Here is a 21,576-nt window from a genome sequence, read left to right as displayed (position 1 = left end):
ACTATGGGGAGCGGATACCCTCAAGGGCTTTCCGACCTTGAAAAAGTTGAGTCCTGCGGATACGATGTAGTTTAATAAAACTAGCAACTCGTCGCCAATGACTCCAATCATGTTTGTTGACATCCTCTGGTCTCAACAAACATTTAGGGATTTTTTCTGATAACTTTAACGCTCTACGGCCAATTACTAAAGCAGCAGCAGTTCCACTATTGAGGCCATATTTAGCCATATAATTAATCATTCCTATCACGCTGGTAAAAGCTGGATTAACTTTGATTAATTCCACTCCAAATCTTCTACAACGTGACAATATAGTTTCTCTAAATATTGCTGTAGAAAAGTTAGAAAGCATTTCATTATCAACTTTACAATATCCACTCATTTTGGCTTTTTTCTTACTAAAGTCTAGAGACTCAATAGCAATAGCACATTCAAAAAATTCTGCTAAGAAAACAGCTTGACAAACAATATTTCTGATAGATGCTTGTCGTTGTCCTGTTGTTTGATTTTTCCATTTATACGGGATTTCTTTTAAATATTCAATATTTCCATCCCACTTCACAGAAGTAACTGAAATTGATTCTGCATTAAAATCAATACCAAGACAACCATTTTTTCTTGTATGAACTACTGGTATTTCTGGTACATAAGTTGAAAGATGTATATACCAATTATCCTGTTTATGTTCTCTACGAAAAATAGAAATTGTAATTGGTTTTAAACTATTGATGGCATAATCTAAATCTGTGGCTCTTAATATGCCATCCCTATTTGATAAACTAAATTCTAACTGTATTTTTTGACCATATTTATCTTGTAATAGTCTAGGTAGTTGAATTTGTAGTTGATATTTACCATCCTCTTGTAATGGGAAAACTTTGAGCATAGTTCCACCCCCTAGCTGAAATTTTCCCACACATAAAAACCTACCTGACCGTTTTTTGCTCCAATCAACAACCCATTCATGTCGGGTTTTATATCCGTTTTCTGCTAAATTCTGTTGAGCATTAAATAATTTCTGTGAGCCAAAACAAATATGTAAACGTTCTGTATTTTTTAACTTCTTTAATTTTCGTTTCAGGTTAGCTATTTTCTGAATTTTACTTTTTAAACCCAGTAATTGATGAAAAAATTTCTTTCGGGCTTGTATATGTGGAAAACCTTTTTTTGTTGCTAATTTTAATGTTTTTTCTAGTTTAATGATGAGTTTTTTTGTCGCAGTTGTTTTAGCACTTATTTGTAACTCTAATTTAGTGATATAGTTGTTTTTAGCTGTTTTTAATTGGTTCAAACATGTTCGTGCTTCAGTGGCAATTAAATCAGCATAAGCCCATTGAATGTTAAACTTTTTCTGGAGATGCTTTTCTACTGAGGATTCTGATAGCTTTTCAGTTTGCATCCAGTTCACACCAGACCGTTTCCAGGATTCATATAATGTTCCTAGTTCCTCAAATGCAGGATGATATTCAATTTTTGTTTCTACACCTGTCAAGGAACCGTGAGACTTGCCCATTACTAACATTGAATTACCTTACTTAAAGGTAGCATCGCTTATCTCGGGATGTCAACAATCTTTGCATTCTTTCATAATCCTAGACATTTTGTCGATATTTGTCTAGGACTGTCTATGATTTTTTGGCTTTAGCATCAAATATTTTTGGTACATTTAATACAATTATTTTTTATAGACGAATTTTTATTAAATTTATTTAACCTTGCCAGATAATTATTAGGGAGTTTTATACAAATCTGCTAAATCTTTGCTGCAAATAGACTATTGATAATATTAAAACCTTGATCAAAGTCAAAATCCAGTATTTGTATTATTCTTTATTTTCCCTATTTCTAACAATCAAACTTTTGTAATATTGCTCGCTCTAATAATTGGTATAACATTACTTAAATTATCATCATAATATTTTTAATTTAATTTCATAAATGTTACTTATAAAACAGGTTATCGTTTCAGTTATGTTAATATATTAAGTATTGTTTAGCAAACTGGACATTTAGAAAGTTTGAAAATTTGATTCTTTGGTCAGCAAATCTTAAAATATCAAGATCATTTGGTTGGGAATCTCTCAGAGCATATATAAATGATAAAGAGGTAAAATTTTAATTTGTCTCTTTAACCTGACCTGTTTTTCAATTTCTAACCCTTGATTTTATATTTAGGAATTGTGTCCCAAAAATCGTAGGTAGTAAGTTAAGTTAAGAATAAAAAAAACTATGACTAATAACAACATTCAGGAAAAAATTGAGCAAGAGCGCGAAGAAGCTCGTGCTATTTGTGATGCTTCTGGTGCTAACTCCAAGGAATGTGCAGTAGCTTGGGATTCGGTAGAAGAGCTTCAAGCTGAGTCTGCTCATCAAAAGGAAAAGCAGCCTAAAAGTGCCTTGGAAACTTATTGCGATGATAATCCTGAGGCTGCTGAGTGTAAAATACACGACAACTAGAGCCAATTCATTGATTTAATAAGCGATTTGATCGTAGTTTATTAAATTAAATATATTAATGCTTGGCTGGTAAGCAACTGAAATATTTAACTTTTTAACTCAGTTGCTTATCATTAGAAAAAAAAATACCATAAATAACTTTTTAAAGTTAATTACGATTATAGTTAAATTTTTATAAGTTACTATTTTTATAAGTTACTAATTATGTTAATTTTTTTACCCATAGCCATCACATCTGGATTAGATATTTGGGTCTGGATGGACTATAGGCTAGCGGTATTATTTACTGTGGTACTACCCCTGTTTATTTTAATTTGGGCATTTGTCAAAAAATCTGAATCTATTCAACGTTTGTTGATTACTTATTGGCGAGTTTCTAGTTTATTGGCAATCACAGTTTACTTAATGATTGCAGCAGTACCTATCAGTTTTTTAACATCATTAATAGCTCGAATTTTAATTCCGATATCTTTATGGTTTTGGGTAGATTTGAATGAAGAAATTCGAGAATTACGAAATTCTCCTCTGAAGGCTAGTTTGACTTCTTGGCGTTGGGCTGCTACATTTTATAATTTAATTGGAGCATTATGCCAAATTCCTTTTTTGGGGTGCGCTTTTAAATCCCGAAATGATTTACTCGAAGATTCATTTTGTAATGTTTGGCTAGACCCTCCATGGTTATTTAAACAAATTTTCCATCCAGATTGGCCTCAAGAATTTATTGGTTTCTTGGGGTTTGCCGGATTAATTATCTATACAATTTTTCTCTGTTATTTTGTTTTGGTTAAGTTACAGAAACAAGGGCGATCAGCAACAGGAAATTAATATAATAATTAATTATTAATAATTAATAATTAATTATTACCTCTCCTTGAAAATCCTTTGAGTAAAAGTGAATTTGCTATAAGGAATAGAATCAAGCAAACTTTATCGAATAATTAAGGTTTAAAGGCTTTTATTTAAAGAAGAAATAAAGAAAAAAATACTGGCTAATCCTATGCCTTTTAAGGAGAGTAAATAATTAAGAATTAATTGTTTAACTATCTACTGAAAGTTATTCAGTGATATTATATAGAGTGCTTTATCAATCAATAAAGAAATGAATAGCATTTCTCATCGTTTGGAACAATACACAATTAAAAAACCGAATCAAGTATTAATAGTTAAAGTTGAAATTGATGGAAAACCAGATGATATAGCTATTTTTAAAGGTTTTTCTAGTTCTCTAATGAGACCTACAGCTTTCGACCCAGATATACCTGTATTGCCAGAAACTGCTAAAATTCTTAGTATCGATTTAGTTGCTAGTCCCTACAATCCAGAATCACCTACTTATATTAAACAGGGACTGACTAGAGAACAAATGCAGTCCCTGCTCGCAGAAGTAGGAGTTTAGTTTAGTTAACCCCACCAGCAGCTTGCAGACGCGCTCTAGCTCGCTTCAAGGCTTTTTGGGCCTTTATTTTTGCTTGCAGGTCGCCGTTTTCAGCTTTTTCCAGACTAGATTCAGCCTCATTGTAAGCTATACGAGCTGCTTCTTTGTCAATAGTATCCCCTTTTTCAGCGCCATTAATGAGTATAGTTACTTCATTTGCTTCTACTTCAGCAAAACCACCCATCAGGGCGATCGCTACCCAATCTTTACTTTTTTCAGCACGAACTCGCATTACACCTATATCAATAGCAGTCAACATAGGAGCGTGTCCACTTAAAATTCCTAATTGACCTGTTGTACTAGGTATAATTACTTCTTCAGCTTCTGAGTCCCAAACTGTCTTGTCGGGAGATATTACACGCACAGTTAATGTCATTTGTCAATCATTTTTTGTTTATTTTTATCAGGAAAAGCAGAGAGAAGATATGCTGAAGGTTTCTTTTGTCTGTCCTCTGCTGCGACCAAATGGAACAAGGGTTTAAGACCCCCACTGAACTTTTGTTCAGTAACTCCAACTCAGGAGAGGTATGAATACCCTTTTGACTTACCGAAAAATTAATAATTAATAATTAATAATTAAATAATTCTGGTTTAAAGCCTTCCCTTTTAAGGGGAAAAAGCGGTCTCCGAATGGCGAGGTCTCGGAGCCATATCCATGAGACCAAGAGAAGAAATAATATTTCCTTACATTCAATTCCGTAACGGTTAAAACCAGAGGAATTATCAATTATCCATTATCAATTATCCATTAATGAACCCTTCTGCCTTCTGCCTTTTTCAATTGTGTTAGTTACTTAAGTTGTTAGTTGACTGTCGATCTCAGCATCGATAACCAACAAGCCAACTGTCAACATTTTTTCTCTAACTAACCACCAACATAGCCAGTCAGACTATGCTTCTGCCTTCATTTTTTCAGCTTTGGCAATTACTTGGTCAATACCTCCTACCATGTAGAAAGCTTGTTCTGGTAACTCATCAAGTTCACCAGATAAAATCATTTTGAAACCTTTCATAGTATCTTCGAGCTTCACATATTGACCAGGAGAACCTGTAAATACTTCAGCTACAAAGAAAGGTTGTGATAGGAAACGCTCTATTTTACGAGCGCGAGCTACTATGAGACGATCATCTTCGGATAATTCATCCAAACCTAAGATAGCAATAATATCCTGAAGTTCTTTGTACCTTTGTAGGGTAGATTGTACTGAACGAGCTACACCATAATGATCGTCACCCACTACGCTTGGTTGCAACATAGTAGATGTAGAGTTTAAGGGGTCAACTGCTGGGTAAATACCTTTAGAAGCAAGTCCCCTTGACAATACTGTAGTTGCGTCTAGGTGAGCAAAGGTAGTAGCAGGTGCAGGGTCTGTCAAGTCATCCGCAGGTACATATACTGCTTGAATAGAAGTAATAGAACCTTCTTTTGTGGATGTAATTCTTTCTTGCAATTCACCCATCTCTGTACCCAAGGTCGGTTGATATCCCACCGCAGATGGCATTCTTCCTAGAAGTGCAGATACTTCAGAACCTGCTTGTACAAACCGGAAGATATTGTCAATGAAAAGTAGCACGTCTTGCTTACTAACATCCCGGAAATATTCGGCCATTGTTAGAGCAGATAGACCTACACGCATTCTTGCTCCTGGTGGCTCGTTCATCTGACCATAAACCAAGGCCACTTTAGAGTCGGGGAGGTTCTTTGGATTAATTACTCCAGACTCAATCATTTCATTATAAAGGTCATTACCTTCACGAGTCCGTTCTCCCACACCACCAAACACGGATACTCCACCGTGAGCTTTAGCGATGTTATTAATTAATTCCATGATGATAACGGTTTTACCTACACCCGCACCACCAAATAACCCAATTTTTCCACCACGACGATAGGGAGCTAGTAGGTCTACAACTTTAATACCTGTTTCAAAAACGGAAGGCTTAGTTTCTAGCTCTACAAATTTAGGAGATTCACGGTGAATGGCAGATTTCTCCTCAGTTCCCACTGGGCCTAGTTCATCTACAGGTTCCCCAATCACATTAAATATTCTACCCAGAGTAGCAGTGCCTACAGGTACACTAATTGCAGCTCCAGTGTCTATTACATCCATACCACGAACAAGGCCATCTGTGCTACTCATGGACACAGCTCTTACTTGGTTGTCGCCTAGAAGTTGTTGCACTTCACAGGTTACGGAAACATCTTGTCCAGCTTCGTTTTTACCTGTAATTGTTAGGGCATTGTAGATTTCTGGAAGTTCTCCACTAGGGAATTTAGCATCTACAACTGGACCGATAATTTGAGTGATTTGTCCTACGTTTGTTTTTTCTGCGGTGCTTACCATTCTATCTATTCTATATGCTTATTTAGCTATCCAAATTAATATACCCGACACTGACACTGCTATGGCATGAGAGCTTGCTGTTGCTTTTAGTGTGGGCTTCTTGTTCTCTATAATCTGCAATTGTCAGAATATAGGTCTGACCAAATATCTGGAGGTTTTGCTTAAGTGTGAAAAATAATATATCGCACTTACTTCCAGTAGTAGTCGCTGATTGACATACTCCACTAACTTCAGGAAGTGGATTTTCCCAGACTTATGCTAGTGGGATTACTGGTTCTTCCAGCTCAATCTATGCATTTGTATCTAGGGAAAGCATTTTAGCCCACAGAGATTCTTGAATATATATATGTAGAAATGAGGTTGGCCTCAAGTCTATGCTCTACATCAATTATCTGGGCTTTTTACTTTAGCCTTTCGACTGAACAAGTTGCACTTTCATTTTTTAGAGTATCACTGAAGGGTTCATCAAAGGTGATATTAATTATTTTGCTGAGGACTTTTTTGTATAACACTGGCTTTTTATCATTTTATGTTATTCTTGTCAAGATTTAAAAATAAATCTTTTTATATGTGTTTTGATCGGAAAATATTTGTCAAATTGATCAGGACTTACGCAAAGACACTATATATAGCTTCTACTAATTTAGGCGATTGCTGAGGCAAAGCTCCGCTAACGCCTCAAGATTTTTGCCATTTTTTAAACAAGAGTAAAAATATACCTATAAAGTCAAAATAGCCCTGAATTTTATTGTGGGCTTCTTCAGTTCTTGGAGCAGATAATCACGCCTAGTAATTCACCTTTGACTTTATAGATAGTTTTTCCTATTTTAACTGCTAATATGCATTAAAAAATTCCAGACTAACATGGCACAAGCTATATGATTTTTTTGAATTTGACTAATACGACCCAATCCAAAATTCTATGCCTGTTAATTGCTTGATTCTGGCGTGAAACTCTTCTATCTTCCATCTAGTTTTAGGCTCAAATTCTACAGCATAAATGCGAAGATTGACTTAAGTCATTAGTTACAATATATTCTGTCCTATTGGTAGAAATAGTTGCCCGTATGGAGCTTAACTTTATTATCCCTTGGAAAACCTTTAACTTTAATTATTTTACCTGATATTTTTTCGGATTCATTCCAACATAATTATCCTATTTTTTTATATTTTTCTACACCTCCAGTATCATCTACTAGGCGATTTATTTTTAAGGGACAGTAATATATTTTTCCCATGCATTTGTATCTAGGGAAGGCATTTTAGCCCACAGAGATTCTTGAATATCAATTATCGTAAAATCTAGATATTGGAAACAAAAGTCTTTCTGCAGCAGATTGTCTTTAGCTAATACTTTGCAATACTCATTTAAGTAGTATTTGCTCACCTTTTGATTATCCATCCAATAAATATCTGAAACACTTGTTTTGGATTAACTGAGAAGTACGAATTGCCTCATCCATGTGCTTTGTATACCTCAAATTTAGCTTGAACTTTGTCGTAAATTATCATGTTCGACCTTGATATTATGCTTGGTTGCACACCATAAAAATATAGAATATGACTTGTCCTTTTCCAAAACTTTTTTTCACTCATACCATGTCCGTTTAATGAGTGATCAAAAATTTTCTTCTCTTCTTGTTTCCTCTTCCTTCTTCTTCCCTCCTATTTCTGTAGGGGCGAATGGCTATTCGCCCCTACTTCCTCTCCACGGTCGGGTCCCGCGGGTGGGTTGACTCCTGACTCCTGACTCCTTATTTATTGGACTAAAGCCTGATTTTTAGTCAAAGAGACATTATGGGTAAAGTCTAGAAATTACTCAAATAATGTGCAACATTCTTTTTTCACCCATGGTATTAGACCCGTGATTTTTCGACTAAGACTAAAGTAGGTAGACAAAATTATTTGTATATTTAACTTGGAGTATATTTTCTGTTAGCTGTTTCCTAACTTCAAGCAAATTTGAAATTAATTTTTTACAGATACTTAACTGAGATTATTTAACTATTGTGAATATCTGACTTAGCTTTAATACGTCTAATAGGCAAATTTGCTACTAATGCTGTAGCTCTTTGATTATTTTCTAACAAAAATTCTGAATCACTGTCATCTATTTCAACATAGCGAGATACTACTTCCATAATTTCTTTTCTCATTGCCTCAATTATTTCGGGATTTATATCAGCACGATCATGGGCGATAACCAGCTTCAAACGACGCTTAACTTCATTACGACTACTAGAAGTATTTCTAGAAAAAAGTTTTTCTATAATTTCATTTAACATGAGCTTATTATTAATTAAATAGTTTATTTATCCAGTAAATTGCGCTCTTTTTCTTTTAGGTTTAATACCCCGCCATCTACATGGTGCTATCTATTGGTTGGGGTGATAAGACACAAAGTGGCAGGTCGTTGACTATCCCCATCCACTTTTTCCTTCTTACTTCTTACTTCTTCCTTCTTACTTTTTCCTTCTGCAATTTTTCCACATTAAACAATTTTAGATGATAATAATTTACGCAACCAAGTAAAGAAATTTTCTTGTGGGGGGTCTAAGTCAATAAAATCTACTTTTTCTCCATCTAAACGACGGGCAATATTAACAAATTCTGACCCTGCTAGAGAAATATTTTCTGCTAATACTAAAGGTTCGCCTCGGTTAGTAGATACAATTACTTTCTCATCATCTGGAATAATTCCCATCAGTGGGATAGCAAGAATTTCTTCTACATCTTGTACTGACATCATTTCATCAGCTTGGACCATCTGAGGTCTAATCCGATTAACTATCAGATGGATATTCTTAACATTGTTAGCTTCTAGAAGGCCAATTACTCTGTCCGCGTCACGAACGGCAGATATTTCTGGAGTTGTAACAATTATAGCTTCTTCGGCAGGGGCGATCGCGTTCTGGAAACCTTGTTCAATTCCAGCAGGAGAGTCAATCAGAATATAGTCATATTTTGGTATTAACAGATTGACTAACTCCTGCATTTGTTGGGGAGTAACTACTTCTTTCATTCGATTTTGAGCAGCAGGTAAAAGTGCCAACCGAGGTTGTCTTTTATCCCTAACTACTGCTTGTTCGAGGCGACATTCTCCTGCTAAAACCTCCACTGCCGTATAGACAATTCTGTTTTCTAAACCTAGTAGTAAGTCCAAATTTCTTAATCCGAAATCTGCATCAACTACAGCTACTCGACTACCTTTTTGAGCTAAAGCCATGCCCAAGTTTGCTGTGCAAGTAGTTTTTCCCACTCCACCTTTACCAGAAGTAATAACAATAATTCTGCTCATAAGCTATTAGAAATTAAGAAATAAGGAATTGTATATAGTCAAAACTTAGAGATTATTTTGGTATTTTAGATTAAGTTTAAAGCTTCTAACGGAATAATAATTATTTCATTACCGCTCAACTAAACTTATTCAAACTTACTCAAAAACCTGAAAGCTTAGTTGAACGCAAGTGGATCAACCACCACAGGGTTAAACGGCAAACCCTTTATTCCTTGGTCTAAGACATCAGGAATTACTTTTTTAATTATATTAAATAACCCATTTACATCTGCATTTAATAATTTATTTCCCCTGGTTTTATACAATCCTCTTGTTACTCTTTTTCCACTAAATTTCGGTTCTTTTTCTCCATATTTTTGTAAATCATACCCGTCTAAACAGCTTGATTGAGATGTATAAGATTCTTCTGTCATTATTACTTTTATTCCTCTTAGCTGGGCTTTATACGTTAACATCTCTATTAACTTATAATGAGGGATATTCACAAATTGTTTATTGTTCTTTTTTCCTAACTTTATTTCTTGTTTCCAATTCTGAATTTACCCCAATTTTTTAGATATGTAAACTCACAAAAATCTGCTACTTGAAGTTAACTTCAGAAATATAAACTTATTCTTAATACATTAAAACTCTAATTTTGTCAAGATACCAGAAGATAAAGTTGGGGTGAAAAATTATTGGGCGTTGCTAATTTTATGTATCAAATTCAACCAGTGGTAAATTTTTACCCAAAAAATAGTGGGAATTATACCTATTTCTGACTCTAAAGTCACCGAAAAACTCCTTTCTACTGACTCCTGTGAAATCATAAGCGTAGCACACCGAAAATTAAAATCTAGATGGTGCGTTACATTTCATTAATGCATCCTACTGGATGGAGCTACCTCCCGACTCCTGACTACTTTTTCAACGGCGTATCTTAGCAAAGTCTACCATTCTACTAATACGAATGCCTCGGTCCATCACATAAGCAACTTCAGGATAAAATTGAGCTGGTGGTTTTTCTGGCCCTCTAGCTACTTGTTCTGCAATTCTGATAATAGTTGGCTCCATCTGTAAAGTCATAATTACACTTTGAGAATTTCCTTTAGCGCCAGCGTGGACTATTCCTCGTAAACGGCCCCACACTAGAATATCTCCATCGGCAATGATAGAACCACCAGGATTAACATCTCCTACAATTATTACCGTACCAGGGTGCCGAATTTCTACTCCGGAACGAATGGTCATCTGTAAATATAAAGGTTCAAACATAGGTTGAACTTTTTCTGTAGGAGCTTGGTTGAGAGTAATAATGTCAGATTTTTGTTCTACAGAATAGCCAACTGTGACTGCTGCTACAGCAGTTTGGCGACGTGAAGTTTGAACTGTTGTTAATTCTAGCTCTACTTCTAAAAGAGCTTCAGATATTTCTTGTAATTGACGAGTATCTAATAAGCGGTCAAAAGCAATGAGTTGTACCTCTGTTTTTGGCTGCCAAAATCTTTCTCCTGCGTTGAGGCGTTGCTTGAACTGTTGCCAAATTTCTGTCCAGGTCATAGCAGTTGGACTTTCTATCTCACCATTATTAAATTCTGGTGGCAAGAGTAATAACAGTTTTCCTTCCTCTGTTTTGAATCTGACTTGTAAGTTGGTACTTACTTCTGGTGTAGAGGCGGGAGTTGTTGAGATAGAATCGTCAGAGGACATAGAGTATGGAATTTAATTTTTAATTTTTTCTTTTGCCTAGACTATCTGATCATATCAGTTATTGGTTAAGAGTTTTGCTATTGCCCTATATAATCTTTTCCTCAGTATTTGCTTGTCCGTAACTTATATCTAAAAAAACTTCAGCATTAATTCCTGAAAAAATATCAAGTTAAATTATTAGTTTATGACTCAATTAATCAGGAAATTATACAATGGATAAATTAAATAAGTATCGTACTATTATTAAAAAGTTTTTAACGGAGCAGGCTCAAGGAAACTCCTTAGATGAAGACATAGAAACAGAAATAGTTTTTGATCGAGAAAGGGAACGTTATTTATTAATTGATTTAGGTTGGCAAAAACACCAAAGAATTTATAATTGTGTAATTCATTTAGAGATAAGAAATGAAAAAATTTGGATTCAAAGAAATCAAACTGATTTACCAATTAGTGGTAGGTTAATTGCCGAAGGAGTTCCCCCACAAGATATTGTTTTAGGGTTACAACCTGCTTATGTAAGAGAATATACTGGGCTAGGAGTATGATATCATATCTTGCAGGTTTATTAAAGTCAATTGCGCTATAAATAAATTATTCAGGACTTACGCAAAGGTACAATCTATAGAGTAAAATAACTATTGGACAATAGTTTTGAGGTCTATATATAGCGTATCTGCGTAAGTCCTATTATTGTTTGAACTGGCAATTAAATCAATCGGGTAATTATGAGCATCAAAATATTAACACCCCGCCCCTATAGAGGTGAAACAGATTTAGAGGCGATCGCTCAATTGCTAAATAGTAGTGAATCAGCTCATCAATTCCACGAGTGGCCGTCTCCTGCAGAAATGCTCATGCAATTGGAAATTCCGTCTGTAGACAAGCGGCGCGATATTTGTTTATGGGAAGATAGCAACCGTCAAGTTGTGGCTATTGCAGGATTGATAATTCCAGAAATAGGAGCAGATATTGCAGGTATTTTGTGGTTTCGAGTTGACCCTCAGACTAAAAGCAATAATTTAGAAGCTCAAATTCTGATGTGGGGAGAGAAGCGGATGGGGGAAGTGGGTAGGGAAAGGAATGTCAAAGTTAAAGTGCTGTGTGGTGCTCATGGCGATAATAGCCAACGTATTAGTTTATTAGAAAGTTGTGGTTTTGAAATTGAGCGGTATTTTCTGACGATGAAGCGATCGCTTACCGATCCTATTCCAGAATCTGAGTTTCCAGAAGGCTTTACCCTAAAACATATAGATAGTGAAGCAGATGCAGCAGTTTGGGCGGAAATGTTTAATCAAACTTTTATCGACCATTGGAATCATCAAGATATTACTATTGAGTCTGTGAAGGATAAACTCAATGACCCTAAATATCAATCGGAATTAAGTTTAGTTGCAGTTGCGCCTGATGGTACTTTTGCTGCTTTTTGTGATTGTCAGATTCATCCAGAAAATAATGAGTTGAATAAACGCAAAGATGGTTTAGTTAGTCTCCTTGGCACCCGACGTAGTTTCAGGAAGCAGGGATTAGGTCGTGGTATTTTGTTGTCGGCGCTGAAGTTGTTGAAAGCAGAGGGGATGGAAACGGCGATGTTGTATGTTGATGCAGATAATCTTTCGGGTGCGACGCGACTTTATGAATCGGTGGGTTTCCAGAGGGTGAATACTCAGATAGCTTATATGAAATAAGTTTAGGTGAAAGGCGGTCTCATTCACTTTCTTCAAAGGACTACCAAAAATTTTTCTCTACCCCCTTGACAAAAATATATTACATTATGTATTATTTAGCTATGCCAATAAAATGTCTCTAAATCAGGAAAATCGAACCTTGTATTGTAGCATAAGGTAGTGATGATTTTGGGAAGATTGCTGATCGCATAATCCCATGTTACAAATTTCCCAATATCAAATTTTCCGTAGAAAAAGGAGGAGAAAATGTGACAGGACTTACGCATGAGGTACGAAAAACTAGAACTTGAGATTGCTTCCCTATGGGTCGCTTCGGACGGAAATACGTTGAGCTGCGAAGTCCTATGTTAGATAAAATAATAGAGTTTTGACTTAGTTGACAATTTACGTCATAACACAGTATCATTTGATAGTTCTCTCTGGCCTGAAAAAATACAGTCGTCAATTTAAAAAAGGGCTATAAATATGTACAAGTCAATTCGTACAAAGCTCAAACTCAATAACAAACAGAAAACCCTGATGGCTCAACACGCGGGTTATACCAGATGGTGTTATAACTGGGGTTTAAGCTTGTGGAATGCCGCTTATAAAAATGGTTATAAACCCAATGCTCGTATAATTAGAGAAGTTTTTACCAATCACACAAAACCTATGAATCCCTGGATGAAAAACTTGTCCTCTAGGGTCTATCAATATGCTTTTCCTACGGAATGCTGCGCAAACATAAACTTAGGTGAAGCATTTAAGAGGTTTTTTCAAGGGTTAGGTAAATATCCAAGATTTAAGAAGAAAGGTAGGTCTGATTCTTTCACAATAGAAAACCAGTGGAAAACCAATAGAACTAAACGGATGGAGCCACAAATTACCATTTATTGGTATTGTCAAAACCTATGAACCCATTGAGGCAACAACTAAAAAAATAACAATTAGTAGACAAGCAGGTGATTGGTATCTCAGTTGTGGCTTTGAGTTTTATCCTCCTACTACACCTAAAAAAACTGATATAGTAGGTGTAGATTTAGGTGTGAAAACTTTGGCTACATTAAGTGACGGGAAAGTATTTGAAAGTGTGAAAGCCTATCAGAAATTTGAAGCCAAGTTATCCCGACTGCAATACTTAAATCGTCATAAAAAGCTAGGTTCTGCTAATAGGAAAAAAGCACAACGGAAGATAGCCAGATTGCATAGAAAAGTAGCAAACATCCGTCAAGACGCACTTCATAAACTGACAACATACTTAGCCAAAAACCACGGCAGTGTAGTCATAGAAGATTTGAATGTAAGCGGAATGTTACGCAATCATAAGTTAGCGAAAATCAGTTAGCAGATAGTGATTTTATGAATTCAGGCGACAGCTAGAATATAAGTGCAAATGGTACGGTTCTGAGCTAGTAGTAGTTGATAGATTTTTTCCATCATCAAAAACTTGCAGTAGGTGTGGTCATGTTCAAGATATACCATTAAACCTGAGAACTTATGATTGCCCAGAATGTGGGTTGTCAATAGATAGAGATTTAAACGCCAGTATTAATTTGAGAGATGCGGTCGGCTCGGTCGTCAATGCCTGTGGATGAGTAGCCGCCGACGGCCTCAGTAGAAGCAGGAAGTAAACATTAAAATGTCACTTGTTATGACGTTTTATATCGGTTTTATGAAGCAGAAATTTAAAATATCAAAACACACCTTTATGCAGTGCGAACTGTGTCAAAGGGAGATGGCAAAATTAACCGTTCATCACTTAATTCCCAAACAAAACACCAAACGCAAAAAAATTAACCCAAGTCCTACTATTGATATTTGTTCGGCCTGTCATCGACAAATTCATGCCTTCTTTGATAACAAGCGTTTAGCAAAAGAGTTAAACACTGTTGAACAACTGAAACATGAACCACAAATGGAAAAATTTTTGTTGTGGGTAAGCAAGCAAAACTCAAATAAAAGGATACAAGTACACCGTCAAAGGTAAGAAATTTTATGATGAGCGATCGGGAAAAGAAGTTCAATAATTGGTAGTAGTATTTGTAAGTAGAGATCAATAAAATTAGACAAAATAATGATTATTTTTCTGCACATCCTAACCCCTGTAGCCCAACAGGAAGAGGCGCTAGACTTAGAATCTAGATGTTGCTGGTGCCTCCTGGGGAGGAACTACGTTTTCGATTCCAGTCAGGGGTATTGGTGACACGCGGAGATGAAGCAAGAGTGGCTTATCAGGTTCATACCCTAAAAATCAGTGAGTGCAAATCTCACCACTCGCTTTTATATTCTTGTAGCTCAAGGGTAGAGCATTTACCTTACAACCAAGTAGTTGTAAGTTCAAATCTTGTCAGGAGTATTATGCTTCCATAGCTCAATGGATAGAGCAACACTCTTCTAAAGTAAGGTTTCAGGTTCAAGTCCTGGTGGAGGCGTTGAACAAATTAATGTTCAAAATGTACAACTAAAAAAGGAGGTTATTTTCATTGACTTTATTTAAAACTAACCCGTGCAATTGTTCCTAGCGTGACCCAACATTTAGAGCTTACATACTTAGTACGAGAGGAATAGTAACACTATTAAACACAGTGGGCGCGTGAGAACGGGGAGTGCGAAGAACCCGATAGGTGGGCTTTAGAAGTAGCAATCCTTTAAAGAGTGTGTTCAGAAAACTCATCGGCGGAGTTCCCCTAGTAACTGAGAAAGCGCAGAAAACGCTCTCATAACTTGCACGCTAGACAATTTGCAATATGTAGCAGAAGGAAGAAGGAAGAAGGACAAATATTGCTGTGTCTGAGTTTTAAGCTTTTGATCTGTCCTAACTTTTCCTTCGACTGCTATAATATAATGTCCGGTTGAATCGTTATAATCAGGCAGTCCTCAGGAGTCAGGAGGAAAAAAGAAGGAAGAGGAGAAGAAAGTTTTTGATCGCGCTATTAAACGGACATGAGATGAGAACGGGAGCAAGATGCTCTATACCATTACAATGCACGACTTTTAATTATGCCTATTTATTTTTACGGTGCTAGTACAAAAACTTATGGTTGCTTCTCTAATTTTACTCTACAAGGAAATAGATGTTTAAAGTAGACTTGGAACAAGAAATTTGTATGGTTCCTAATAGATTTAGTTTTTATTGGAATTATTTTAGTAATTTCCCGGAAACTTTTTCTCAAATTGTGAAGAAATTACCTAAATTATTGAATATTAAAAATGGGGCGTTGCTGAAATGTAATGGTAATTAGCTGGAGATAACAATTGAAAAACTTATGTTTTGCGTTGATACTTAGTCTCAAAATCATTACCATTCAGCAACGCCAAAAATGGTTGGGTTGAATGGAGTGGTAAGTACAAAAAAATCTGGTGAGCTGGAAATAGGTATTCACTGGTTACAAGGTGTTTTTCAGTTTATTTCTGAATCTGATTTTATGAATTTTGCTAAATCTTTAGATGAAAATTTTCAATGGCGCTACACTCCTACGAGAATGGGAAAAGTTTATGAGCGCTCGGGAGTTTTTCTTAAAGGGGTGAGAGTTGGTTATTCTGTGAAAGATTATATAGAAGGCTTTTTTTAATTCCTGGTTCTTACTTGGATGTTCTGAGTTGGGAAAATCAGTCTAATTTATGTTTTATCTTAAGAAATATGTTTATAAACCATAGCCCTTTCAGGTGGACTTTTGCTAAGATTTTGGTATGCGGAAAAGTGGACAAGTAAGCAGAAATACATTCAAATTTATAATATCTACGCTTTTTTCTCCCAAGTCATCCTTGTCCTCCAAGTCTAGTCCAACCAGAAAGTAAAAAACCTACCCTTGTGAACTATCCCACCCTAACTCATAGGCTATTGGCTTTCCTCAAATCAGTGCTATTTTTTTCTACTCAACTACGCTTTGGTTATATTTTACTATTGGGCCTGAGTCTCACTGCTTGTCAGAATATAAATCTGCAGTTAGTTCCTCAACTTCCCCAGTTACCACAAGACCCCTTAATTGAAGCTTATTTTAATCAGTCCCAAGCTTCAACCTATACTGAGTCAGCTCGCCAACAAACTAGGTTAGGAGATAATCTTGAGGACATAATCATTGATACTATTGCTAATGCTACTTCTAGTGTAGATGTGGCTGTTCAAGAGTTACGTTTACCTGGTATTGCTCAAGCTTTGGTCGAACGTTATCAAGCAGGGATAAAGGTACGAGTAATTATTGAAAATACCTACAATCGTTCTTGGGGAAGTCTAACTGAACTTGAAGTAACTCAACTATCTGAACGGGAAAACGAACGCTACAAAGAATTTTTTCAGATTACTGATAATAACATGGATGGTTATCTTAGTCAAGATGAAATTAATAGCAGTGATGCTCTGATGATGCTAACTAATGCAGGGGTTCCCTTGATTGATGATACTGCTGATGGTTCTAGGGGTAGTGGCCTTATGCACCACAAATTTATAGTTGTGGATGGTCAAACTACTATTGTTACTTCAGCTAATTTTACTAATAGCGGTATTCATGGAGATTTTTCAGAATCTATGAGTAGAGGAAATGCTAATAATCTTTTAAAAATAGAAAGTTCTGAATTAGCTGAACTATTCACAGAAGAATTTAATCTCTTATGGGGAGACGGACCAGGTGGAAAACAGGATAGTAAATTTGGCGTGAAAAAACCATTTAGACCTGTCAGGCAAATATTTATTGGAGATACGAAAGTGGCAGTAAAGTTTTCTCCTATTTCTAATACTAAATCTTGGCAGCAAAGTACTAATGGTTTAATTAATCAAACATTAGAATTAGCACAAAAATCTATTGATTTATCCCTCTTTGTATTTTCATCACAACAATTAGTTAATACTCTAGAAAATCAATCTCGAAAAGGAGTTTTAATTCAAGGTTTAATCGATCCGAATTTTGCTTATCGTTATTATAGTGAAGGATTAGATATGATGGGTATTGCCCTGGCTAATAAATGTAAATATGAAGCAGATAATCGGACTTGGGAAAAACCAATTTTTACAGTAGGAGTACCAAATTTACCCCCAGGCGATCGCCTGCATCACAAATTCGGAATTATTGATAATTCGATTGTCATAACTGGTTCTCATAATTGGACTGAAGCAGCTAATAAAAACAACGATGAAACTTTATTGATAATTGAAAATTCCACAGTAGTAGCTCATTTTGACCGTGAATTTCAAAGGCTTTATCAAACAGCTACCCTGGGTATACCATCCTGGCTGATTGAAAAAGTAGAAAAACAACAAAAAGAATGTAATTATCAATTAACAGAAACTCAAAATCCTACAATAGATACTCATACTAAAATTAATCTAAATACAGCTACTATTACAGAATTGGAAACACTACCTGGTGTTGGACCAAAATTAGCAGAGCGGATTATTCAAGCTAGACAAAATAAACCTTTTACATCTTTAGCTGACCTAGAGCGGGTGCCTGGAATTGGACCTAACATATTAGAGAAGTTAAGCGATAGAGTCACCTGGTAGTCTAGCGAGTAATTTTATTCAGTAAAAAGATTACTTGTTATATAGTTACTAAATCTATAGAAAAATATTCCTTGACCTAGTTTTAATTAAGTGTTACTTTAGTGCCAAAGTTTTTACCAGGAAGGATGGGAGTATGGAAACCAAGCGGTTTGAACCCTTGGATAAAAGACGACACGGGGAACTTTAGTCCCCTTTATGTTAATCTCTAAGAAAATGGGTAGCAGAGTATTTTTCTTTAACTATTAGACCTCTGTTAAACATGGAACGCATTTTGGGCAAGAGTTGGGCAAAAAATTACTCCCCTACTCCCTTACTCCCCCACTCCCTTACTCCCCTACTCCCCTACTCCCCTACTCCCCTACTCCTTAAAAAGACTTTTTCAGCAAACCCTAATTAATATTGCAGAGTTCCAATCACGAGGCAAAAATGTTCCACAATTAGAGCAAAACAGATGATAGATAGTTGTTCCATAAGACTAAATTAGGCTCTAACAGCGTATATTGCTCCAATATTACTACTACGAGGTAGACGAGAAAAAATTGCAAAGCCTTCTTGACGCAAATATTCAGCTAATTTATCTGGTCCTTTACTATGCCATTCCATCATAATTACTTTAATCTGATTTAATTGCCCTTTTGCTACTAAAGAATCAAAGATTTCATATTCAGCTCCTTCACAGTCAATCTTGGCAACAATATCCATATCTGGATGCTGAGAAATTATTGAATTTAACTCTTCACTAATAGGTTTTAAAGTCAGCTCTTCTTTCGGGAGAGATTTATTTTGCTTATTGTTTGTTCTATCTTCCGAAGATCCAATACTTCCTCTTAATTCATAATCAAATTCAACTGTTACTTTTTTTTCTTCAGCAGCAACTCCATAACTCAATGGTTTGATTTTCTGGGAAATATCTGGGTTTAAATCAAAATTATGTAATGCTTGTTCATAGGTAACTTGGAAAGGTTCATAACCCCAGATTGATTTCACATTTTCCTGACTGGCAAAATATAGACTAGCCAATCCTACATTCATACCAATATCTAGCATAACTACGGGGCGGTCATAAATAAAAGTATAAATTCCTAACCAAAAAATTTCCCAAAGAATAGAAAGCTCTTCTGCTGTTTGAACATTTACTTTTATTCCTTCTAACTCTACAATCAACTCATCATTTTTATCTATAGTAAACTTAGCATTTAATTTTTTCTTGAGAAATTTTGCTTGATTCAATGCTTTTCTTTCGAGTAGAAAATCATATTTTTCCTTTTCAACATATATATCCAGGGGTTTGAGAAATAATTTATCTGAACCACGCTCAACTTCTACATCATTAAAACTCATATTTAACTCAGGAATTTTATCTACCCAATACCAATTAGGTATCTTCTGGTAATTCCTCACATTTCTCAAAAAATTCTTAGTCTTTAACAATGGTTCTTTTAACATTACTTGTATTCCTCTTAAGTAAACAAACTGAATAATCTATTTGAAGGGAAAGATAACGTTTTTGTTACTACTTTCTCTCCGGACTCACCGATGGAGATAAGACCTAGATGAATAAAAAAAGAGTAGAATTGTAACCATCATAGCATAATAATTTTCTTCATTTATCTAAAACGACTGATAATTTTCTCAAAGATTTTATAATTGGTGAAAATTCTTAACTTTATGAAATATTAGGTATGGCACAGAAGTAATATATTTAGCTATACTAGATCACTAAACTAGGGAAATTGTTTCCCTCAGAATATACTTGATAAATTGATTGATTTTTTATTTTTATGAAGAACCCAATAAAAATTATTCCTTGGTTGGTTATTGCTGGTTTTGCTTGGTCTCTTGGCTTCTTTTACAATGTTTATTATGGTGGTTTAATTGGTCCGTTACGAGGAATGTACTACAATAAGGTGGCATTAGCAGCGGAGGTGGAAGGGTCAAAAAGACTGATAATTGTTGGTGGTTCGGGAGCGCACTATACTGTCAATTCTCAGTTAATGGAAGAAGAACTTGGCATACCTGTATTTAATTTTGGCTTGGATGGAAATTTGGGTCTAAATGTAATTTTTCCTACTATTTTGGAGCAAGTTCGTCCAGGAGATATTGTGTTGATAATTCCTGAATACTTAATGTTATTAGATGAAGATGGATTAGGCGATCGCTCTACTTATTTTGGAGTAGCTATCGGAAAACCACGGTTAGGAGGAGTACCACCCAAGCAGTTTGCTCAAGATACTTTTGGTTTGGGCGTACCTAGTCTCAGACAATTGACAAAATCTACTATAGATATAGTTAAGCAAGTAGAAGTTCCAGCTTACTATGCTGATCCTATTACAGACTGGGGAGATCCGACTAAAACATGGGAACGTAAAAGTAAATGGTGGGAAATGCCAGTTAAGAAACCCGTGACTCCTCATTCAATTGCACGAATTAAGCAATTTAGAGAAGAGTTAGAAGCTAAAGAAGCAAGTTTAGTCATATCATTACCTATAATTTATGGCAGTACAGATGAAAGAACTGTGAAGAATGTGGAGAAAACTGCTGAAGAGTTAGGTAAAATTGCTCCTCTAATTACTGACGAAAAGTTAAATTTGTGGACTGACGTTAATTTGTTTGCTGATACTCACTACCATCTCAAACCAGAAGGAAGAGTTATACGTTCAAAAGAATTAGTCGAACAACTTAAACCTATAATTCAACCGAAAATAAGTAATAAATAAGGTTTGAATTATCTCCCTTTCTTTGTTTTTCAAGAAGGAAGAAGGAAGAAAGAAGAAGGAAGAGGGACAAAGACTTAAAAGTCTGAAAAAACTTAAATTTCGGCGTTGCACAGTGACGAATAATTTGAGATTTTTGATTGAATTTGATTATGGATTAATCAATTGCATGAATGACTAATATTAGGTTTTTTTAGTCAAAGTCTAAGTAAGCATTTCCTGCGGAATGCTGCGCAAACAGCTATTAGCGGTCAGCTCTCAGTTTTTTAATAAATAAAGCAAGCATTTGCTTAGCTTCGTACGACATTTTAAACAAAGAATTGAAGCACAAGAACAGCAAGCTTAAATTGTCTACTAAAATTAATAAAGCTGATAGCTGACTGCTGAATGCTTACAAGTCTAAACTAATTTTTGGCAATATCATTCCATAATGTGCAAGCCTGAATTTTAAGCTTTTGATCTGTCCTAACCTTTCCT

Annotated in this window: 19 protein-coding genes, 3 tRNA genes and 1 pseudogene; 14 read left to right on the top strand and 9 right to left on the bottom strand. The window is 35.4% G+C overall.

What is annotated here, in order from left to right; all coding sequences use genetic code 11:
* Position 1: 1 nt before the first annotated feature.
* Positions 2-1,522: a hypothetical protein gene (locus F6K15_RS14645; protein ID WP_293061835.1), complete on the bottom strand. Its 1,521-nt coding sequence runs from the start codon at positions 1,520-1,522 to the stop codon at positions 2-4.
* A 707-nt stretch (positions 1,523-2,229) separates the two neighbouring features.
* Between F6K15_RS14645 and F6K15_RS14640 the strand changes: the two genes are divergently transcribed.
* From F6K15_RS14640 to F6K15_RS14630, 3 genes are all read left to right on the top strand, one after another.
* On the top strand, positions 2,230-2,457 hold the full coding sequence (locus F6K15_RS14640; RefSeq protein ID WP_293061834.1) for a Calvin cycle protein CP12: 228 nt from the start codon (positions 2,230-2,232) through the stop codon (positions 2,455-2,457).
* Between the two features lie 204 nt (positions 2,458-2,661).
* The gene (locus F6K15_RS14635; RefSeq protein WP_293061833.1) at positions 2,662-3,282 is read left to right on the top strand and encodes a DUF3177 family protein; all 621 of its coding nucleotides are present in this window, start codon (positions 2,662-2,664) and stop codon (positions 3,280-3,282) included.
* 274 nt (positions 3,283-3,556) lie between these two features.
* Positions 3,557-3,853, top strand: coding sequence for a hypothetical protein (locus tag F6K15_RS14630; protein WP_293061832.1), 297 nt, complete (start codon positions 3,557-3,559; stop codon positions 3,851-3,853).
* 1 nt (position 3,854) lies between these two features.
* Here F6K15_RS14630 and atpC read toward each other — a convergent pair whose 3' ends face one another.
* The 7 genes from atpC to minC all read right to left on the bottom strand — a co-directional run bounded on the left by atpC (position 3,855) and on the right by minC (position 11,224).
* The gene (gene atpC, locus F6K15_RS14625; protein ID WP_293061830.1) at positions 3,855-4,268 is read right to left on the bottom strand and encodes an ATP synthase F1 subunit epsilon; all 414 of its coding nucleotides are present in this window, start codon (positions 4,266-4,268) and stop codon (positions 3,855-3,857) included.
* A gap of 514 nt (positions 4,269-4,782) precedes the next feature.
* On the bottom strand, positions 4,783-6,237 hold the full coding sequence (gene atpD, locus F6K15_RS14620; RefSeq protein WP_293061829.1) for a F0F1 ATP synthase subunit beta: 1,455 nt from the start codon (positions 6,235-6,237) through the stop codon (positions 4,783-4,785).
* 1,210 nt (positions 6,238-7,447) lie between these two features.
* Positions 7,448-7,639, bottom strand: coding sequence for a hypothetical protein (locus tag F6K15_RS14610; protein ID WP_293061827.1), 192 nt, complete (start codon positions 7,637-7,639; stop codon positions 7,448-7,450).
* 598 nt (positions 7,640-8,237) lie between these two features.
* Positions 8,238-8,522: a cell division topological specificity factor MinE gene (gene minE, locus F6K15_RS14605; protein WP_293061825.1), complete on the bottom strand. Its 285-nt coding sequence runs from the start codon at positions 8,520-8,522 to the stop codon at positions 8,238-8,240.
* A 206-nt stretch (positions 8,523-8,728) separates the two neighbouring features.
* Positions 8,729-9,535 carry a septum site-determining protein MinD gene (gene minD / locus F6K15_RS14600; RefSeq protein WP_293061823.1) on the bottom strand — a complete coding sequence of 269 codons (807 nt, stop codon included), beginning with the start codon at positions 9,533-9,535 and terminating at the stop codon, positions 8,729-8,731.
* A gap of 155 nt (positions 9,536-9,690) precedes the next feature.
* The gene (locus F6K15_RS14595; RefSeq protein WP_293061848.1) at positions 9,691-10,074 is read right to left on the bottom strand and encodes a zinc ribbon domain-containing protein; all 384 of its coding nucleotides are present in this window, start codon (positions 10,072-10,074) and stop codon (positions 9,691-9,693) included.
* A gap of 367 nt (positions 10,075-10,441) precedes the next feature.
* Positions 10,442-11,224: a septum site-determining protein MinC gene (minC, locus tag F6K15_RS14590; RefSeq protein WP_293061821.1), complete on the bottom strand. Its 783-nt coding sequence runs from the start codon at positions 11,222-11,224 to the stop codon at positions 10,442-10,444.
* A 212-nt stretch (positions 11,225-11,436) separates the two neighbouring features.
* Here minC and F6K15_RS14585 point away from each other — a divergent pair, with 212 nt between their 5' ends.
* The 10 genes and pseudogenes from F6K15_RS14585 to F6K15_RS14540 all read left to right on the top strand — a co-directional run bounded on the left by F6K15_RS14585 (position 11,437) and on the right by F6K15_RS14540 (position 18,385).
* Positions 11,437-11,769, top strand: a complete 333-nt coding sequence (locus F6K15_RS14585) for a XisI protein (protein WP_293061819.1) — start codon at positions 11,437-11,439, stop codon at positions 11,767-11,769.
* Between the two features lie 180 nt (positions 11,770-11,949).
* Positions 11,950-12,909 (top strand): GNAT family N-acetyltransferase, encoded by a 960-nt coding sequence (locus F6K15_RS14580; RefSeq protein WP_293061817.1) that lies wholly within the window; start codon positions 11,950-11,952, stop codon positions 12,907-12,909.
* 465 nt (positions 12,910-13,374) lie between these two features.
* Positions 13,375-14,483 (top strand): annotated as a pseudogene (locus tag F6K15_RS14575) (RNA-guided endonuclease InsQ/TnpB family protein).
* 77 nt (positions 14,484-14,560) lie between these two features.
* Positions 14,561-14,875 carry an HNH endonuclease gene (locus F6K15_RS14570; protein WP_363267972.1) on the top strand — a complete coding sequence of 105 codons (315 nt, stop codon included), beginning with the start codon at positions 14,561-14,563 and terminating at the stop codon, positions 14,873-14,875.
* A gap of 111 nt (positions 14,876-14,986) precedes the next feature.
* Positions 14,987-15,084 (top strand) — tRNA-Leu (locus F6K15_RS14565).
* Between the two features lie 88 nt (positions 15,085-15,172).
* Positions 15,173-15,244, top strand: a tRNA-Val gene (locus tag F6K15_RS14560).
* A gap of 4 nt (positions 15,245-15,248) precedes the next feature.
* Positions 15,249-15,320, top strand: a tRNA-Arg gene (locus F6K15_RS14555).
* Between the two features lie 642 nt (positions 15,321-15,962).
* Positions 15,963-16,130, top strand: a complete 168-nt coding sequence (locus tag F6K15_RS14550; protein WP_293061816.1) for a hypothetical protein — start codon at positions 15,963-15,965, stop codon at positions 16,128-16,130.
* Between the two features lie 78 nt (positions 16,131-16,208).
* Positions 16,209-16,460 (top strand): hypothetical protein, encoded by a 252-nt coding sequence (locus tag F6K15_RS14545; protein ID WP_293061815.1) that lies wholly within the window; start codon positions 16,209-16,211, stop codon positions 16,458-16,460.
* Between the two features lie 269 nt (positions 16,461-16,729).
* Positions 16,730-18,385, top strand: coding sequence for a DUF655 domain-containing protein (locus tag F6K15_RS14540; protein WP_293061813.1), 1,656 nt, complete (start codon positions 16,730-16,732; stop codon positions 18,383-18,385).
* A gap of 480 nt (positions 18,386-18,865) precedes the next feature.
* On the opposite strand, the gene F6K15_RS14535 is transcribed toward F6K15_RS14540, so the two are convergent.
* Positions 18,866-19,831 (bottom strand): FkbM family methyltransferase, encoded by a 966-nt coding sequence (locus tag F6K15_RS14535; RefSeq protein WP_293061811.1) that lies wholly within the window; start codon positions 19,829-19,831, stop codon positions 18,866-18,868.
* Between the two features lie 335 nt (positions 19,832-20,166).
* Here F6K15_RS14535 and F6K15_RS14530 point away from each other — a divergent pair, with 335 nt between their 5' ends.
* Positions 20,167-21,102 (top strand): hypothetical protein, encoded by a 936-nt coding sequence (locus F6K15_RS14530; protein ID WP_293061810.1) that lies wholly within the window; start codon positions 20,167-20,169, stop codon positions 21,100-21,102.
* The last annotated feature ends 474 nt before the right edge of the window (positions 21,103-21,576 follow it).

This window comes from Okeania sp. SIO2B3, assembly GCF_010672525.1.
In the GTDB taxonomy this organism is placed as follows: domain Bacteria; phylum Cyanobacteriota; class Cyanobacteriia; order Cyanobacteriales; family Microcoleaceae; genus Okeania.
Note: the sequence above shows the minus strand (reverse complement) of the source record. Positions and strands in the feature narration are given on the sequence as shown.

Coding starts and splice junctions, on each gene's coding strand:
- F6K15_RS14645 (WP_293061835.1), bottom strand. CDS start 1,522: ATGTTAGTAATGGGCAAGTCTCACGGTTCCTTGACAGGTGTAGAAACA.
- F6K15_RS14640 (WP_293061834.1), top strand. CDS start 2,230: ATGACTAATAACAACATTCAGGAAAAAATTGAGCAAGAGCGCGAAGAA.
- F6K15_RS14635 (WP_293061833.1), top strand. CDS start 2,662: ATGTTAATTTTTTTACCCATAGCCATCACATCTGGATTAGATATTTGG.
- F6K15_RS14630 (WP_293061832.1), top strand. CDS start 3,557: ATGAATAGCATTTCTCATCGTTTGGAACAATACACAATTAAAAAACCG.
- atpC (WP_293061830.1), bottom strand. CDS start 4,268: ATGACATTAACTGTGCGTGTAATATCTCCCGACAAGACAGTTTGGGAC.
- atpD (WP_293061829.1), bottom strand. CDS start 6,237: ATGGTAAGCACCGCAGAAAAAACAAACGTAGGACAAATCACTCAAATT.
- F6K15_RS14610 (WP_293061827.1), bottom strand. CDS start 7,639: ATGGATAATCAAAAGGTGAGCAAATACTACTTAAATGAGTATTGCAAA.
- minE (WP_293061825.1), bottom strand. CDS start 8,522: ATGTTAAATGAAATTATAGAAAAACTTTTTTCTAGAAATACTTCTAGT.
- minD (WP_293061823.1), bottom strand. CDS start 9,535: ATGAGCAGAATTATTGTTATTACTTCTGGTAAAGGTGGAGTGGGAAAA.
- minC (WP_293061821.1), bottom strand. CDS start 11,224: ATGTCCTCTGACGATTCTATCTCAACAACTCCCGCCTCTACACCAGAA.
- F6K15_RS14585 (WP_293061819.1), top strand. CDS start 11,437: ATGGATAAATTAAATAAGTATCGTACTATTATTAAAAAGTTTTTAACG.
- F6K15_RS14580 (WP_293061817.1), top strand. CDS start 11,950: ATGAGCATCAAAATATTAACACCCCGCCCCTATAGAGGTGAAACAGAT.
- F6K15_RS14570 (WP_363267972.1), top strand. CDS start 14,561: ATGAAGCAGAAATTTAAAATATCAAAACACACCTTTATGCAGTGCGAA.
- F6K15_RS14550 (WP_293061816.1), top strand. CDS start 15,963: ATGTTTAAAGTAGACTTGGAACAAGAAATTTGTATGGTTCCTAATAGA.
- F6K15_RS14545 (WP_293061815.1), top strand. CDS start 16,209: ATGGTTGGGTTGAATGGAGTGGTAAGTACAAAAAAATCTGGTGAGCTG.
- F6K15_RS14535 (WP_293061811.1), bottom strand. CDS start 19,831: ATGTTAAAAGAACCATTGTTAAAGACTAAGAATTTTTTGAGAAATGTG.
- F6K15_RS14530 (WP_293061810.1), top strand. CDS start 20,167: ATGAAGAACCCAATAAAAATTATTCCTTGGTTGGTTATTGCTGGTTTT.